The 14,747-nt window shown below is 67.6% G+C and carries 9 protein-coding genes and 1 tRNA gene; 7 read left to right on the top strand and 3 right to left on the bottom strand.

Going from position 1 to position 14,747, the window contains the following annotated elements:
• The first annotated feature begins 44 nt into the window (after positions 1-44).
• From M9902_RS00750 to M9902_RS00730, 5 genes are all read left to right on the top strand, one after another.
• A tRNA-Thr gene (locus M9902_RS00750) sits at positions 45-120 on the top strand.
• 187 nt (positions 121-307) lie between these two features.
• Positions 308-2,152 (top strand): FAD-dependent oxidoreductase, encoded by a 1,845-nt coding sequence (locus tag M9902_RS00745; RefSeq protein ID WP_297220467.1) that lies wholly within the window; start codon positions 308-310, stop codon positions 2,150-2,152.
• Complete coding sequence (locus M9902_RS00740; protein ID WP_297220464.1) at positions 2,149-3,993, top strand: 2-oxoacid:acceptor oxidoreductase subunit alpha; 1,845 nt, start codon at positions 2,149-2,151, stop codon at positions 3,991-3,993. Before M9902_RS00745 ends, M9902_RS00740 begins: the two co-directional genes overlap by 4 nt.
• Positions 3,990-5,045: a 2-oxoacid:ferredoxin oxidoreductase subunit beta gene (locus M9902_RS00735; protein WP_297220462.1), complete on the top strand. Its 1,056-nt coding sequence runs from the start codon at positions 3,990-3,992 to the stop codon at positions 5,043-5,045. Before M9902_RS00740 ends, M9902_RS00735 begins: the two co-directional genes overlap by 4 nt.
• 156 nt (positions 5,046-5,201) lie before the next feature.
• Positions 5,202-6,497, top strand: coding sequence for a Xaa-Pro peptidase family protein (locus tag M9902_RS00730; RefSeq protein WP_297220460.1), 1,296 nt, complete (start codon positions 5,202-5,204; stop codon positions 6,495-6,497).
• Positions 6,498-6,554: 57 nt separating this feature from the next.
• On the opposite strand, the gene M9902_RS00725 is transcribed toward M9902_RS00730, so the two are convergent.
• Positions 6,555-9,461: a VIT domain-containing protein gene (locus tag M9902_RS00725; protein WP_297220457.1), complete on the bottom strand. Its 2,907-nt coding sequence runs from the start codon at positions 9,459-9,461 to the stop codon at positions 6,555-6,557.
• A gap of 179 nt (positions 9,462-9,640) precedes the next feature.
• Between M9902_RS00725 and radA the strand changes: the two genes are divergently transcribed.
• The gene (radA, locus tag M9902_RS00720) at positions 9,641-11,032 is read left to right on the top strand and encodes a DNA repair protein RadA (RefSeq protein ID WP_297171613.1); all 1,392 of its coding nucleotides are present in this window, start codon (positions 9,641-9,643) and stop codon (positions 11,030-11,032) included.
• A complete protein-coding gene (locus M9902_RS00715; RefSeq protein ID WP_297171612.1) occupies positions 11,029-11,916 on the top strand; it encodes a DUF817 domain-containing protein in 888 nt (295 codons plus the stop codon). Before radA ends, M9902_RS00715 begins: the two co-directional genes overlap by 4 nt.
• Before the next feature lie 3 nt (positions 11,917-11,919).
• Here the strand turns inward: M9902_RS00715 and M9902_RS00710 are convergent, their stop codons facing one another.
• Both M9902_RS00710 and M9902_RS00705 read right to left on the bottom strand, forming a co-directional pair.
• Positions 11,920-13,515 (bottom strand): DHA2 family efflux MFS transporter permease subunit, encoded by a 1,596-nt coding sequence (locus M9902_RS00710; protein ID WP_297171610.1) that lies wholly within the window; start codon positions 13,513-13,515, stop codon positions 11,920-11,922.
• Between the two features lie 10 nt (positions 13,516-13,525).
• Positions 13,526-14,746, bottom strand: a complete 1,221-nt coding sequence (locus M9902_RS00705) for an efflux RND transporter periplasmic adaptor subunit (RefSeq protein ID WP_297220453.1) — start codon at positions 14,744-14,746, stop codon at positions 13,526-13,528.
• Position 14,747: the final 1 nt, after the last annotated feature.

The raw sequence follows: 14,747 nt of genomic DNA, 5'->3' as shown, positions 1-14,747 counted from the left end.
CCGACTGGCGCAAACTCCCCACAGCCGATAAAATGCCCGGCCTTGCCGGAATAGCTCAGCTGGTAGAGCGGCGCATTCGTAATGCGTAGGTCGTAGGTTCGAATCCTATTTCCGGCACCAGTTGCACAAAAACCCGCTGCGGCGGGTTTTTTGCTGGCGCAAGCGCGGGATTGTTCGTCGCGATTCCGTGCGTTTGCCGGGTCGGACGCCCGTTCGAAAGCACGTCCCACGGGGAATTTTCCTGCAGCATGACGCCCGCGCCGGGGCAGGCTAGACTCCGCCGAAGGCTGCCTGCGAGGAGTTGCCCGTGCGTCCGACCGATGTGCGCGATCCGCAGTATTTCCACAAGGTGGTGGACTGCCAATGGGCCTGTCCATCGCATACCCCGGTGCCCGAATACATCCGCCTGATCGCGGCTGGCCGCTACACCGATGCCTATCTGGTCAACTGGGAATCGAACGTGTTCCCCGGCATCCTCGGGCGCACCTGCGACCGCCCCTGCGAGCCGGCCTGCCGGCGCGGGCGGGTGGAGGAAAAGAACACCGGCAAGCCCGAGCCGGTGGCGATCTGCCGGCTCAAACGCGTGGCCGCCGACCACAAGGATCCGGACGTGGCCGCACGCCTGCGCGAAAAGCTTCCGCCGACGCGGCCGCGCAACGGCAAGCGCATCGCCTGCATCGGCGGCGGGCCGTCCTCACTGACGGTGGCCCGCGATCTGGCGCCGCTGGGCTATGACGTGACGGTGTTCGAAGCCGATCCCAAGCCCGGCGGATTCATGCGCACCCAGGTGCCGCGCTTCCGACTGCCGGAAGCGGTGATCGACGAAGAGACCGGCTACATCCTCGACTTGGGCGTGAATTTCGTCGGCAACCGCCGCATCGATTCGATGCGAGCCGTGTTGGACGAGGGCTGGGATGCGGTGTTCGTCGGCTGCGGCGCGCCGCGCGGGCGCGACCTCGACCTGCCCGGCCGGCAGGAGGCCGCCGCGCACATCCATGTCGGCCTGGATTGGCTGGCCAACGTGTATTTCGGCCACGCCACCCAGGTTGGCAAGCGGGTGCTGGTGCTCGGCGGCGGCAATACCGCGATGGACTGCTGCCGCAGCGCGCGCCGGCTCGGCGGTGAATCGGTGACGGTGCTGGTGCGCTCGACCTTCGAGGACATGAAGGCCAGCCCTTGGGAAAAGGAGGATGCCGCGCATGAGGGCATCCCGATCCTGCCTTGCCGCGTGCCCAAGGCTTTCCTGCACGAGAACGGCAAACTGGTCGGGATGCGTTTCGAGATCGTGCAGTCGGTCTATGACGAGGGCGGCCGTCGCAAGCTGGTGCCGACCGGCGAACCCGATGAAGACCATGCCTGCGACGAGGTGCTGATCGCGGTGGGGCAGGAAAATGCGTTCCCGTGGATCGAGCGCGATTGCGGCATCGCGTTCGGGCAGTGGGACATGCCGGTGGTGGACAAGGCGACCATGCAATCCTCGCTGCCGCAGGTGCTGTTCGGGGGCGATGCCGCATTCGGGCCGAAGAACATCATCTGGGCCGTGGCGCATGGCCACGAGGCGGCGGTGACGATCCATCAGCTGCTGTCCGGTGCCGACCCGGCGGTGCGCCCACCGCCGACCACCAATTTGATGTCGCAGAAAATGGGCATCCACGAGTGGAGCTACGACAACGAGATCGTGCGCGACGAGCGCTACGTGGTGCCGTGGGCCGAGCAGGCGAAGAAACTCGATTCGATGACGGTCGAGGTGGAGTTGGGCTTCGATGCGGCCACAGCGTTCAAGGAAGCGCAGCGCTGCCTGAACTGCGATGTGCAAACCGTGTTCACCGACAACCTGTGCATCGAGTGCGACGCCTGCGTCGATATCTGCCCGATGGACAGCATCTCTTTCGTCGCCAATGGCGAGGAAGCCGAATTGCGCACCCGGCTGAGCGCACCGGCGGTCAACCTCGCGCAAGACCTGTATGTCTCGGGGGAACTGCGGACCACGCGGGTGATGGTCAAGGATGAGGACGTGTGCCTGCACTGCGGCCTGTGCGCCGAGCGCTGCCCGACCGGGGCCTGGGACATGCGCAAATACCTGTTCCAGCAGCCGCACGCCGGCACCGGCGGCGGTGAAACGGCCAAAGACCAACAAGGTGGTTGCGCATGACCGTCACGCCGATTGCCGCCTGCAACGACTTCGTCGTCAAGTTCGCCAACGTCAACGGATCGGGTTCTGCCTCGGCGAACGAACTGTTCGCCAAATCCATCCTGCGCATGGGTGTGCCGGTGTCGCCGCGCAACATCTTCCCGTCCAACATCCAGGGCCTGCCGACCTGGTACGAGGTGCGCGTCACCGAAGCAGGCTGGCTCGGGCGGCGCGGTGGCGGCGTCGAGTTGATGGTGGCGATGAACCCGCAGACCTGGGCGCAGGATGTGGCGGAAATCGCGCCGGGCGGGTACCTGTTCCACGACAGCAGCAAGCCGCTGCCGGCCTCGAAGTTCCGCGACGACATCACCGTGATCGGCATGCCACTGACCGCGATCTGCAATGCCACCTACGCCGATCCGCGCCAGCGCCAGTTGTTCAAGAACATCATGTACGTCGGCGCGCTCTCGCAGCTGCTCGGCATTGAGATCGAGGTCATCGAACAACTGATCGGCGAGCAGTACCGGAGCAAGGAAAAGCTGCTTGCCGCGAATCGGGAAGCATTGCACCTTGGCCGCGACCACGCCCGCGAGCAGCTCGGTGACGTGATGCACCTGCGCGTGCGGCGCGCCGACAACGTCGGCGATCGCATCTTCGTCGACGGCAATTCGGCCGCCGCGCTCGGCTGCGTGTACGGCGGCGCGACGGTGTGCGCCTGGTACCCGATCACGCCTTCATCGTCATGCGCCGAGGCGTTCGAGCGCTATTGCACGAAACTGCGCAAGGACGAACAGGGCCGCAGCCGCTACGCCATCGTGCAGGCCGAAGACGAAATCGCCTCGATCGGCATGGTGGTCGGCGCCGGCTGGAACGGCGCGCGCGCGTTCACCACCACCTCCGGGCCGGGGATTTCGCTGATGAGCGAGTTCATCGGCCTGGCCTATTTTGCCGAGATTCCCGTCACCTTGATCGACGTGCAGCGCGGCGGTCCGTCCACCGGCATGCCAACGCGCACCCAGCAATCCGATGTCCTGCTCTGCGCCTACGCCTCGCACGGCGATACCAAGCACGTCCTGCTGCTGCCCGAGGATCCGCGCGAGTGTTTCGAGTTCTCCGCCGCCGCGCTGGATCTGGCGGACCGCCTGCAAACCCCGGTGTTCGTGCTTACCGATCTGGATATCGGCATGAACCAGCGCCTGTGCGAGCCGTTCGCTTGGGACGAATCGCGCCGCCTCGACCGTGGCAAGGTGATGACCGCCGAGGAACTGGAAGCCGGGCGCGATTTCGGCCGTTACCTCGACGTCGATGGCGACGGCATTCCGTACCGCACCTATCCCGGCACCCACCCGACCAAGGGCGGCTACTTCACCCGCGGCACGTCGCGCGATGCCTACGCGCGCTATTCCGAGCGCGGCGCGGATTACATCTACAACATGGAGCGACTGCTGAAGAAATTCGATACCGCCAAGGCCCTGGTGCCGCAGCCGGTGCTGCACCACGCCGAGCAACCAACCCGGCACGGTGCGATCTATTTCGGTTCCACCAGCCCGGCGATGGCCGAAGCCCGGGCCTTGCTGGATGGGCATGACATCCACCTCGACACTCTGCGCCTGCGCGCGTTCCCGTTCCCGCAGGTGGTCGCCGAGTTCATCGCCGGGCACGAGGTGGTGTTCGTGGTCGAACAAAACCGCGATGCCCAGATGAAGGCCCTGCTGGTGAACGAGCTGGGCGTTGATCCGGCCAGGCTGGTCTCGGTGCTGCACTACGACGGCACCCCGATCACCGCGCGCTTCATCGCCGCGGCGATCGGGGAACGCGTGTCCACGGCCACGCGCCCATCGGACCAGGAGCAGGCCGCATGACCTATCTCGCCAAGCCCAAACTCCACCACCCCAGCCTGACCCGCAACAAGGTCGGCTACACCCGCCGCGATTACGAGGGCGCCGTTTCCACGCTTTGCGCCGGCTGTGGCCACGATTCGATTTCGGCGGCGATCATCCATGCCTGCTGGGAGCTGGACATCGAACCGCACCGCGTCGCCAAGCTCTCGGGCATCGGTTGCAGCTCGAAGACACCGACCTATTTCCTCGGCAACTCGCACGGCTTCAATACCGTGCACGGGCGCATGCCGTCGGTGCTGACCGGCGCCAATCTCGCCAATCGCGAGCTGCTGTATCTGGGCGTGTCCGGCGATGGCGACAGCGCATCGATCGGGATCGGCCAGTTTGTGCACGCGCTGCGGCGCGGCGTGAACATGGTCTACATCGTCGAGAACAACGGCGTCTACGGCCTGACCAAAGGGCAGTTCTCGGCCACCGCGGACCATGGCTCGGTGTCGAAGAAGGGCGTGGTCAATACCGATGCGCCGCTGGATCTGGTCGGGCTGGCGCTGCAATTGGGCGCAACCTACGTGGCGCGCGGATTTTCCGGCGACAAGCGCCAGCTGGTGCCCTTGATCAAGGGCGCGATGTTGCATCCGGGCGCGGCCTTGATCGACGTCATCAGCCCCTGCGTGGCGTTCAACAACCACGCCGGCAGCACCAAGAGCTACGACTTCGTGCGCGATCACAATGAAGTGGCCAATCGCGTGGACTTCGTGCCCTGTCGTGACGAAATCGTGGTCGATTACGAAGCCGGCAGCGTGCTCGACGTCGAACAGCACGACGGCAGTGTGCTGCGGCTGCGCAAGCTGGCAGCGACCTATGATGCCCGTGACCGCACCGCGGCGATCCGCTATGCGCGCACCACCGCGGCCGAGGGCGAAGTGGCCACCGGCCTGCTGTACATCGACCCCGACCCGCGCGACCTGCACGCGCATCTGAACACCGTCGCCACCCCGTTCAATCAGCTGGGCGAAGCCGAGCTGTGCCCGGGCAATGCGGCGCTGGAGGCGATCAACGCGGCCTTGCGCTGATCGCACCCGGCCGCAGCGGAGTCCGGCATGGCCTGCCCGCTGGCGTCACATCCTGCGGCGGGTGCGCGGGGCGAAGACTTTTGGCAGGTTCCCGCCGGCACGCTGCGAGGCATGCTGTGCGTCTGTGCAAACTTTGGCGGTCCGGGAGAGGCGAAGATGGCGACACAAGGGCGAAGCACACTGGACCGGCGCCGTTTCCTCGGGTTGTCGGCGGCGGGTGCGGCGGCGCTGGGGCTGGGCATGGCCGGGAGCGCGGCGGCGCAAACGCCACCGGGCGCCTCACGCTTGCCGCCCTCGATCGCCGCGCTGCGGCCGGTGCTGGACAAGGCGGTGCCGATTGCCGACGACGAATACCGTGCGCGGCTGGCCAAGGCGCAGCGGCTGATGGCCGAGCAGGGCATGCAGGCGATCTTCATCGGCTCGGGCACCACGCTGAAGTATTTCGTCGACCTGAACTGGTGGGGCAGCGAGCGCACCGCCGGCGTGCTGCTCACCCGCAGCGGCGATCCGATCTACATCACCCCGGAGTTCGAGCGCAGTCGGGCCATGGAGCAGGTGCGCTTCGGCAGCGAGATCCGCACCTGGCAGGAAAACGAAAGCCCGTTTGAATTGATTGCGCGCACCCTGCGCGACCGCGGCATCGCCACCGGCACCTTGGGCATCGAGGAACAGCTGCCGTTCTTCATGGCCGACGGCATCGGCAAGGCCGCGCCGCAGCTGCATCTGGTCAACGCCACGCCGGTGACGGCCGGCTGCCGGGCGGTGAAGTCCGAAGCCGAAATCGCGCTGCTGCAGATCGCCAACGACGCCACCTTGGCCTGCTATCACGCGGTCTGGCAGGCGCTGCAGCCGGGGATGACCCAGCAGGACGTGCAGGCGCTGGTGGCGCAGGCCTACGGCCGGATGGGCGTGCGCGGCTTTGTCGACATCAACGTTGGCAAGTACACCGCGCAACCGCACGGTTCGATCGAGCCGCAGAAGATCGTCGAAGGCACGGTGGTGATCCTCGACGATGGCTGCCAGGTCCACGGCTACACCAGCGACATCACCCGCACCTTCGTACTCGGCAAGGCCAGCGACAAGATGCAGCGGGTATTCGCGCTGGTGCAACAGGCGCAGATCGCCGCCCGCGAGGCAGCGCGCACCGGCGGGGTGATGGGCGACATCGACGCCGCCGCCCGCAAGGTAATCGTCGATGGTGGCTACGGACCGGGCTACAAATACTTCACCCACCGATTGGGCCACGGCATCGGCATGGACATGCACGAATGGTATTACGCGGTGGGGGACAGCCGGCAGCCGATCCTGTCGAACATGACCCTGAGCGATGAGCCCGGCATCTACATCCCCGGCGAGTTCGGCGTGCGGCTGGAGGAGTGCATGGTGACCACGCCCGCGGGCGGGCGCTGGTTCACGCCGCAGAGCCCGTCGATCGAGCTGCCGTTTGGCTGAGGCCGGCATCACGAAGACGGGCGGCCGCTGCGCCGACGGGCGCAGCGGGCCGCATGCTCACTTGTCCGCAGCAGGATCCGCCGGCGCCACCTGCAGTTGGCCATTGCCGGCGACGCGGAAGCGACCGACCCGCACGTTGCCGGTTCGTTCCAGCAGGCGCATGTTGATCGCCTGTTGGCGCAGCGCGGGCGTGCCGAAGCCGGTTTGCAGGGCGACGTTGATGGTCGCACCGCGTGCCAGCTGCGCCAACCGGCTGCCGAAATACACCACCGAGACCGTGTAGTCGCCCGGCTTGGGATCGCGCAGGATGAATTCCTCCGGCCCGTAGCCGCCTGTGAAGTCGCGCGACAGCGCGCCGCCCTGGTAGCTGTTGCGGTGGGCGTAATAGACCTCTTCGCCGTTCGGGTCCGTCACGTGCAGGTCGATGTCGGTGTCATTGAGGTCCCAGCGCAGGGTGACGCGCAGGCCGACCGGCAGGGCCTGCGCGGTGGCCTCGCCGGCGTCGCGCAGCGGAATGGTGGGGCAACGGCTGTGCAGGTCGTTGCGTTCGGCCAGGGCAATCAGGCCGATGTCGGCGAAGCGCGAATCCCAGGGCGAATCGACCACGTGCTGGAACAGATCCAGCGCTTCGCGGCAGGTGGCCGGCTGGGCCAGCGCCAGCGCCAAGTCGCGGAACGACTGCGGTTCGTCAGGCGCGAGCGCGCGAATCTGCCGCAGCAGGGCGATGGCTTCCTTCGCCATGCCGGCCTCCCGCAGCCGGTAGGCAACCAGTCGCAGCGCCGCCTGCTGGGTGGGCATCAATTCGACGATGTTGCTCAGCACCCGCCAGCCCAGCGCCGCATCGCCCAGTTCGAACAGGCGCTGGGCCACGTCGAAGTGGAAGGCCGGGCTCTGGCCGTACTGCGTGCGCAGGTCGAGATAGCGCTGATAGAGCGCGGTGGCGCTTTGTGCGGTACTCAGCTCGGCGACGTAGGGCGCGTCCATCGCCACCGCTTTCAGTTGCATGCTGATGGCGGGTGAGGTGCCGGCGTCGGAGGCCGTGGCGGCCACCGTACCCGGTGCGAGCAGTGCGACCGAACTGGCCCTGGCCGCAGGCGGGGGCGCGGACTCTGCCATCGGGGCATACATCGGCGCCGGCGTGGGGCGCGCCATCATCACGTCAGCAGAATCCAGGGATGCATCGCGACCCCCGTTGCCACCCGCCACCTTGGGCTGGCGGGGTGGCGCGTTCTTCGGAAATCGGGTATTCCACCAGTCGATGCGCGCCTGCCAGCCCTGGGCAATCGCGCTGCGGTTGGCGGCCCAGTCGCGTGCTTTCTCGTTTTCCTGCTCGGCGCGGCGGGCGAGTACACGCGCGTACAGCGCAGCGTCGGCCTGCGGCGGCAGGATGCCGTAGCGCACGTAATCCTCGTCGCGCTCCAGCACCAGCAGGCTGGTTTCGCGGTTGGGCACGCCGAAGCGCTGGCCCAGCGCGGCCAGTTGCGCAGCGTTGCGCTGCGGCTGGGCTTCCAGATCCTCGGCCTGCCAGACCGCACACCAGAACGCGGCCAGCTCGGAAGCGCGCAGTTCGGTGCTGACGTGGCGGCGCACCGCCACGCCGGTCGCGGTGGCGTGGGCGACCGGCAAGCGCGGAACGGAAGTGGCATCGGAGGAAACATGGCAGCCGCGCAGGGCGCCGTTGTTGGCGGCGATGCTGTCCATGTGCCAATCGCCGTCCAGCGCGCCCAGCCGCGCCTCCAGCGCCGGCGCGTGGGTCAGGGCGCGCAGCGCGTCGGCGGGCGCGAGGGTGGCCAGATCCAGCACCTGCCCGCCGGAGCGGGTCAGCCAGCGCGCCAGCGCGGGATCACCGATACCGCGTGCGATCACGAACACCGGCATGGCGGCGTCGGGCTGCATCAGGCCGGGCAGGGTGTTGACGGCGTCGCTGAACAACAGCACGCGCTCGGCGCGACCGCTGGCGTGCCAGTCGGCCAGCGCGGTGGCGCCGTCGGGCGTTTCCCTGGCCAGTCTGGCAATCAGCGCATCAACATCTGCCTGCGTTGCGATGCGGACCTGACTGCGTTGCAGGGTTTCCCGCAGCACGTTCAGCTGGATCTCCACCGTGTGGCCGCGCAGATAGTTCGCGAGCAGTTCCAGCTCGGCGCGGCGGTCCTTGCCGAGGGTGCTGTAGGAGGCATCCCAGACGATTTCGATGCGCGCCGGGAACGGCGTGCTGGCGCGTGCGGGCTGTGGCGGCACCGGCACTTCCAGCCAATGCATGCGCAGGCCGTCGTCAAAGCGCGCGCTGAAGCCGGCATTGCCCACGGGGGCCTGCACGCACAGATTGCGCGCGGTGCCGGTGCGATCGGAATTCCAATGGGCGGACAGCCGCTCGCCGCTGGCGGCCCATGCCAGACCGGCATCGCCGCCGTGGGCCAGCGGCCCGCGCACGCTGGCGCTGGCCTGCAGCGCGCTGCCCGCAGGCAGGCCGGCGTCCAGAACGTGCTCCCAGCCGCAGACGCGGCGCTCACCGAGGCTGGCCACCTCGATCCGCACCCGCCGTTCGCCGTGGGCCGGCACCGGGAACACCCGGATGCGGTAGCTGTTGCCGACGTCTTTTTCCGCTAAGGCCGGATCGATCCCGCGGCGCTCGATTTCCTCGAACGCCACCCGCGCCTGCACCCGTTCCACCGGCACCGCGTCGCGCAGCTGGCCATCGACGTCGAGCGCATAGCCGCGCAGACGTTCGTTGGCCGCCAGCGGCAGCCGCACCACGGCTTCCAGCGGACGGTTGTGCGGATTGCGCACCACCAGTTCGATACGACGCAGCGCGAACGGCCCGTCCAGCGTCCATTCCAGCGCGGTGGCCCGGGTTTGCACCTCGCCCTCGACGCGGATCTGCGGCGACTCGGCAAGGGCGCTGCTGGAAGCGATGGCGGCGGCAAGTGCGAAGGCGAGGGTGGTGCATGCGGGCAAGGGTTTCATCGGCAATTCCGGCGTTGGGATGAGGAGTCGGCGGTGGCCACATCCCGGGTAAACGTACCAAGCCCGGGAATGGGGTCAATCAGGCCTGACGGGCTGCATGACCGCCATGAGGATGCATCGTCGCGGTTCTTGCGACTCGGCACGGCCAGAATGACGGCTTTCCCATTACGATGATGGCCATGGCCAAGTCCGCATCCTCCAAATCACGCACCGCCTACGTCTGCAATGAGTGCGGCGCCGATTACGCCAAATGGCAAGGGCAGTGCGAGGCCTGCGGGGCGTGGAATACGCTGGCGGAAATCGCGCTGGAATCCGCTGCGCAGGCGAAGTCACCGGCGGCGCGGCGCAGCGGCTGGGCGGGCAAGGTGGACGCGCCGAAGGTGACGCCGTTGGCGCAGGTGCAGACCGATGAACAGGCGCGGGCATCGACCGGGATCGGCGAGTTCGACCGCGTGCTTGGTGGCGGCCTCGCTGAAGGCGCGGTGGTGCTGGTGGGCGGCGATCCGGGCATCGGCAAGTCCACGCTGCTGTTGCAGGCATTGGCGCAGATGGCCGGAACCCTGCCGGGGTTGTATGTGACGGGCGAGGAGTCGCTGGCGCAGGTGGCCGGCCGCGCTCAGCGGCTGGGGCTGCCGTTGGAGGGTTTGCAGGCGCTGGCGGAAACCTGCGTGGAGCGCATTCTCGAACATGCGGTGCAGGCGCGGCCACGGCTGCTGATCGCCGATTCCATCCAGACCCTGTGGACGGAAACCCTGACCGCCGCGCCGGGTTCGGTTTCGCAGGTGCGCGAAGCGGCGGCGCGGCTGGTGCGCTATGCCAAGGAAACCGGGACTGCGGTGTTTCTGGTCGGCCACGTCACCAAGGAAGGCGGCATCGCCGGGCCGCGGGTGCTGGAACACATGGTCGATGCGGTGCTGTATTTCGAGGGCGATTCCGGCAGCCGCTTCCGGGTGCTGCGGGCGTTCAAGAACCGCTTCGGCGCGGTCAACGAGCTGGGCGTGTTCGCGATGTCCGATCGTGGTCTGCGCGAGGTGGCGAACCCGTCGGCCATTTTCCTGTCCGGCAGCGGCCAGCCGCAGCCGGGCAGCTGCGTGATGGTGACCCGCGAGGGCACCCGCCCGCTGCTGGTGGAAGTGCAGGCGCTGGTGGATGCCTCGCCGCTGTCCAATCCGCGGCGCGTGGCGGTGGGGCTGGAAGGCAATCGGATGGCGATGCTGCTGGCCGTGCTGCACCGCCACGGCGGGGTGATGACTGGCGACCAGGACGTGTTCGTGAACGTGGTCGGCGGCATCCGCGTGCAGGAAACCGCGGCCGATCTGCCGGTGCTGCTGGCGGTGCTGTCGTCGCTGCGCAACGCGCCGCTGCCGGAGAAAACCGTGGCCTTTGGCGAGGTCGGGCTGTCCGGTGAAATCCGCCCGGTGCCCAATGGCGAGGAACGGCTGAAGGAGGCGGCGACGCACGGCTTCAAGCGGGCGATCGTGGCCAAGGCCAATGCGCCGAAATCCGGCAGCTACAAGGGCATGGAGGTGATCGGCGTGGAGCGCCTGGCCGACGCGCTGGAGCAGGCGTGAACGAAACCGCCGCGCTTGCCCGGATGCGCTGGCGTGGCATCGGCGGCTGGCTGCACGCGCTGGATGCATGGCTGCTGGCGCCGCCCGTTGCGGCGCTGGCGTGGCTGCCGGCGGGTCTGCGCGAGTTGCTCTGGTTCGGGCTGAAGGAGGCGCGCGCCTGCCTGTTCGCCGGCTTGTTCTTCGTCGCCGTATTCGCGATGCCGCGCGCGGGCGTGTTCGGGCTGCCGCGTTACGACGCGCTGCTGCTGTGGGCGCTGGCGGTGCAGGCGTGGATGCTGTGGTCGAAACTGGAGAGCTTCGACGAGTTCCGCGCGATCTGCCTGTTCCACGTTGTCGGCTTCTTGCTGGAGGCCTACAAGACCCGGATCGGGATGTGGAGCTACCCGGACTTCGCCTACAGCAAGTTCCTGGGCGTGCCACTGTTTTCCGGCTTCATGTACGCGGCGGTGGGCAGCTACATCATCCAGGCCTGGCGCCTGCTCGAGGTGCGCATCCGCCACCATCCGCCGTACTGGATGGCGGCCGGCGCGGCGCTGCTGATCTACGCCAACTTCTTCACCCATCACGTCATCGGCGACTACCGCTGGTACATCACGGCGCTGGTGCTGGGCCTGTATGCCCGCGCCACCGTGGTGTTTCGCCCGCTGGACCGCGAGCGCCGGATGCCGCTGCTGCTGGCCTTCGTGCTGATCGGGTTCTTCCTGTGGCTGGCGGAAAACCTCAGCACCTTCTATGCCATCTGGAGCTATCCGAACCAGATGGGCGCGTGGTCGCGCGTGCACCTTGGCAAGTGGAGCTCGTGGTCGCTGCTGGTGATCATGACCTTCACGATCGTGGCCGGGCTCAAGCATGTGAAAGCGACCATCCACGTGCCGGAAGATTGAGCCTCAGTGACCGCCGCCGGGCGGGCCGCTGGTCTTCGCCCCGAACGGCGGTTTGGCCAACCAGACGAAGGCGATCACGACCAGGAACAGGATGCCCAGCAGGTGGAAGATTTCGTTGAAGCTGATCTGCGAAGCCTGATTGGAAATCATCATCTCGACCACGGCGGCGCCGTGCTGCAGATCGCCACCACCGTAGGCGGCCACCTGCTGCATGGCGGCGGGATCGAGGGTCGAGACATGTTCGGTCAACTGCGCGTGGTGGATGGCGCCGCGCGAGGTCCATGCATAGGTGGTCAGTGATGCCGAAAAACTGCCGCCCAAGGTGCGCAGGAAGGTCATCAGCCCGGAACCGGCGGAGATTTCGTGCTGTTCCAGGTCGGACAGCAGGATCTGCAGTACCGGCATGAAGAACAGCGCCACGCCCAGGCCCTGCAGGAACTGCACCCAGGCGACGTGGGAGAAATCGACGTCGAGGTTGAACGCCGAGCGCAGGAAGCTGGTCAGCGACATGGCGATGAAAGCGAAGCTGGCCAGCATCCGCAGGTCGAAGCGGTTGGCGTATTTGCCGATGAACGGCGTCAGCAGGATTGGCAGCAGGCCAATCGGCGCGGTGGCAAAACCGGCCCAGATCGCGGTGTAGCCGAGGTCGTATTGCAGCCACAGCGGCACCAGGATGCCGACACTGAAGAACGCGCCATAGGCCAGCACCATCGCCAGGGTGCCGTAGGCGAAATTGCGGTGGCGAAACAGGCGCAGGTCGACGATCGGATCATCGTCGGTCAGCTCCCAGATCACGAACACCGCCAGCCCGACCACGGCGACGATCGCCAGGATCACGATCAGGTGGGAGGAAAACCAGTCCTCGTCGTTGCCCAGGTCCAGCAGGATCTGCAGCGCGCCGACGCCGAACACCAGCGCGGTCAGGCCGACGTAGTCCATCTTCGGTTTTTCGAGTTTCTCCGGGCGGCCCTTGAGCTGCGCGCCGACCACGGTGCTGGCGAAGATGCCGATCGGGATGTTGATGAAGAAAATCCATTCCCAGCTGTAGTTGTCGGTGATCCAGCCACCGAGGATCGGGCCGGCGATCGGCGCGACCACGGTCACCATCGCCAGCAGCGCGATCGCGTGGCCGCGCTTGGCCGGCGGGTAGATCGACAGCAGCAGCGCCTGCGTGACGGGATACATCGGCCCGGCCAGCAGCCCTTGCAGCGCGCGCGCCATCACCAGCAGGCCCATGCTGTGCGCCAGTCCGCACAGGAACGAGGCGAACACGAAGCCCAGCGTGGACCACATGAACAGCTTGCGTTCGCCGAAGCGGCGCGCCAGCCAGCCGGTCAGCGGCAAGGCAATGGCGGTGCTGACCGCGAACGAGGTGATGACCCAAGTGGCCTGGTTGGCGCTGCCGCCGAGGTTGCCGGAAATCGTCGCCAGCGAGACATTGGCAATCGTGGTGTCGAGCACCTGCATGAAGCTGGCCAGCGCCAGCCCGAGCGTGGTCAGCGGCACGCTGGGCGGGCGGAAATCGGCCAGCGTCGGCTTGGCCGCCTCCTGACCCGGCGGGATGCCGAGTGCGCCTTCCTGGTCTGCGATGGTCGCCATGGCGCGCCGCTCAGTTCCGCGAGCTGTCCGGCAGGTTGGCGGCGATGATCGCCTCGATCCGCGCGTCGGCGTCGTGCAGCTGGCGCGCGTAGGCGTCGGTGCTGAGCACCGGCTTGCTTGGCGGCGCGGCCGGTAGCACCGGGCCGCTCTGGTCGCGGACGTTGACCGTAGCATCCATGCTCATGCCCAGCCGCAGCGGGTGTTCGGCCAGCTGCTTGCGCTCCAGCGCCACCCGCACCGGGATGCGCTGGACGATCTTGATCCAGTTGCCGCTGGCATTTTGCGGCGGCAGCAGGGCGAAGGCGCCGCCGGTGCCGATGCCCAGGCTGACCAGCCTGCCATCGAAGTTGACGCTGTCGCCGTACAGATCCGCGGTCAGTTTGACCGGCTGGCCCAGGCGCAGGTTGTGGAGCTGGGTCTCCTTGAAATTGGCGTCGACCCAGACCTCGTCCAGCGGGATCACCGCCATCAGCGGTGCGCCAGGCGCGACCCGCTGGCCGAGCTGGACGCTGCGGCGGGCGACGTAGCCGTCGATCGGGGACACGATCGCGGCGCGCTGCAGGTTCAGGTAGGCCTCGCGCAGCTGCGCCGCGGCGGCCTGCACCTGCGGCTGGCTGGCCACGGTGGTGGCATCGACCAGCGCGCGGCTGCGTGCCAGCTGGCCCTGCGAGGCGCCCAGCGCGGCGCGGGCGGCATCCAGCGCGGTGCGCGCGTGTGCGAGCTCTTCGGCGGAGACCGCGCCGCTGGCGACCAGCCCGCTGCGACGCGCCACATCGGCTTGCGCCTGCTTGAGCGCGACCTGGCGCGCGGCGATGTCGGCCTGCGCAGTTGCCACGCTGCTGTACAGCCCGCGCACCTGGCGCACGGTGCCGGCGAGGTTGGCTTCGGCGCGTTCCAGCGCCACCTTGGCGTCGTTCGGATCGAGCTGCACCAGCACCTGGCCGGCGCGCACGCGCATGCCGTCATCGGCATTGATCGCCACCACCGTGCCCAGCGTCTGCGGGGTGATGCTGACGATGTTGCCTTGCACATAGGCATCGTCGGTGCCCTGCTCCCAGCGCGCGATCAGAAGGTAATACGCCAGCCAGCCGATGCCGACGAACAGCATGATCGCCAGCAGGATCAGCAGGGCACGGCGGCGCTTGCCGTTGACCGGCTTGAGCGCGGTTTGCGCGGCGGGCAGGGTGGCGCCGCTGCCGGTGGAGGTGTTCGGCGTGGTTTCGGTGGTCATG

This window comes from Thermomonas sp., from assembly GCF_023953935.1.
In the GTDB taxonomy this organism is placed as follows: Bacteria; Pseudomonadota; Gammaproteobacteria; order Xanthomonadales; family Xanthomonadaceae; genus Thermomonas.
This window is presented reverse-complemented; position numbering and strand designations above follow the sequence as displayed.